Source organism: Micromonospora maritima (genome assembly GCF_902825405.1).
GTDB lineage: Bacteria > Actinomycetota > Actinomycetes > Mycobacteriales > Micromonosporaceae > Micromonospora > Micromonospora maritima.
Genome location: NZ_CADEAU010000754.1, coordinates 1 through 1,943, shown reverse-complemented (window position 1 = coordinate 1,943; position 1,943 = coordinate 1). Strand labels below are relative to the sequence as shown.

Annotated in this window: 2 protein-coding genes and 1 pseudogene; 2 read left to right on the top strand and 1 reads right to left on the bottom strand. The window is 75.4% G+C overall.

Features of this window, described 5'->3' with window-relative positions; genetic code table 11:
- A pseudogene (locus tag HUW36_RS31920) lies at positions 1-859 on the bottom strand (type VII secretion protein EccE); the annotation flags it as partial.
- A 333-nt stretch (positions 860-1,192) separates the two neighbouring features.
- Here HUW36_RS31920 and HUW36_RS31915 point away from each other — a divergent pair.
- Together HUW36_RS31915 and HUW36_RS31910 are read left to right on the top strand one after the other, a co-directional pair.
- Complete coding sequence (locus HUW36_RS31915; protein ID WP_174531463.1) at positions 1,193-1,510, top strand: WXG100 family type VII secretion target; 318 nt, start codon at positions 1,193-1,195, stop codon at positions 1,508-1,510.
- A 20-nt stretch (positions 1,511-1,530) separates the two neighbouring features.
- Positions 1,531-1,824, top strand: coding sequence for a WXG100 family type VII secretion target (locus tag HUW36_RS31910; protein ID WP_174531462.1), 294 nt, complete (start codon positions 1,531-1,533; stop codon positions 1,822-1,824).
- Positions 1,825-1,943 lie beyond the last annotated feature (119 nt).

Below are 1,943 nucleotides of genomic sequence, written 5' to 3'. Positions count from 1 at the left end.
CGCAGAGCGCGACCGTCGTGGCGGTGGCCGGCACGGCCAGCAGCCGGGACAGCAGGCCCCGGGCCGCCTCGCCGCGCGGATCCGGCCACCGGCGCAACCGCCAGGTGGCCTGCCGCAGTCCGCCCACGGTGAGCAGCGGCCACGTCTCCCGGACCGGTGCGCCGGGCTCGTGGTGGGCCGTCTCGGCGATCACCCGCAGCGCCGCCGGCACCCCCAGGGGGCGTCCGCCGAGCGGGCCGAGCCGGCGGGCCGTCCGTCGGACCGTGCCGGCGAGCGCCCGCAGCAACTCGGCGTCCGCCCAGCCGTCCGCCCGGACCACCCGGATCGCCAGCACGACCCGGGTCCGCCCGGCGATCCGGCCGTCGGTGAGCTGCCGGTAGGACGTCCCGGCCGGACCCGCCGCGACGGCGGGTGTCGGCGCGGGCGACGTCGAGAGGACCAGTTGCAGCCGGACCGGCGGGCTCTCCGGACCGGCCGGGGGAAGCAGGTCGAACGGGGACGGCAGTGCTTCCGACCGGTCGTCGAGCAGGTCGTCCGGGTCGCCGAGTTCCAGCAGCGCGGTCATCCCGGCGGCGTCGTGCAGCACGGCGGCGGGTCCGCCGGCGAGTTCCGTGGCCTGCACCACCGTGTCCGGCGCGACCAGGCCGAGCAGCGCCGCCGGGTCGGCGGTCGGTGGCAGCGCACGCCGGCGGCTCAGGTGCGCGACGCCGACGGTGAGCCACTGGTGCAGCCAGCGACCCCGGACCCGGACCCAGGCGGCGGGCAGCAGCAGGGCGACCAGGAGCAGCGCGACGGCGGTCACCACCACGCCGCGGCCGATCGCGGCCACCAGCACGGCCGCCGCGACCTGCGTCGTCACGAGCTGGCCGGCGCGCGCCACGGACGGCGACGACCGTCTCCACCGGGGAGGGGCGCCGTACGTGGGTCTCCCGGTCGTGCTCGCGGTCACCGCACCTCCCCGTCCGGCCCGCCCTGTGACGCCGCCGTGGCTCATCGTAGTGGGAGCGTTGTCCACAGGGGAGGCCCGGGGGGTAGCAGAACTGAGGTGAGACCGCTACCGTCAGCGACGAAATCGTCGACAGTGCACCCCGCCGCCCCTCTTCCCCCTCCGGGGGCGGCGGGCCCGCGCCGACGAGTCCACGGTGGTCACACGGTGGCCGACCACGACCGAGGAGACGAGGTGACGTCGGGGATGTCCCAGACCCAGGCAGAAGCCGCGGTGATGCAGCAGACCGCCGCGAAGTTCGAGCAGGTCGACCAGTCGTTGCAGACCATGCTGAGCGGCCTGATGGCCGAGCTGGAGGTGCTTCAGCAGGCCTGGCGGGGCGCAGGCGGGCGCTCGTTCGAGCAGGTCAAGCAGCAGTGGGCGCAGGACCAGGCGACCCTTCAGCGGGCCCTGCGCGAGACCGCCACGGCGATCCGCAGCGCGGGCCGGCACTACGACGTCTCCGACACCGAGGCCGCCGGCCGGGTGGCGGGCACCAACCGCGGCATCCAGCTGCCGCTCTGACCATCGGAAGGATCGAACTCATGGAGCACGGTGTGCTGGTCGTCAACTTCGCCGCCCTGCAACAGGCCGGCGCGGACATCCAACGGGCGCTGACCACTCTGGAGAGTCAGCTCGGGCAGCTCGAACGGGACGCGGCGCCGATGGTGTCGAGCTGGACCGGCGAGGCGCGGGAGGCCTACGAGCAGCGACAGGCCCGGTGGCGGGCCGCCTCGCAGGACCTGCAGGCGATGCTGCGCGACATCAAGCTCGCCGTGGAGGACTCCGCGGCCGACTACCTCGACACCGAGAAGCGCAACGCCAACCTGTTCCAGTGAGCCTCGGCGCGGCCCGGGTGCGGTCCCGGGCCGCGTCCGGTGATCAGGACGGGTCGGCCGGGTGCCAGCGCCGTCGCGCCCCCCGGGGCAGCACCACGGCCAGCAGCGCCACCAGCGCC

What these genes read in the sequence shown, in the direction of transcription:
- HUW36_RS31915 (WP_174531463.1), top strand. Translation starts at nt 1,193, where the DNA reads ATGTCCCAGACCCAGGCAGAAGCCGCGGTGATGCAGCAGACCGCCGCG.
- HUW36_RS31910 (WP_174531462.1), top strand. Translation starts at nt 1,531, where the DNA reads ATGGAGCACGGTGTGCTGGTCGTCAACTTCGCCGCCCTGCAACAGGCC.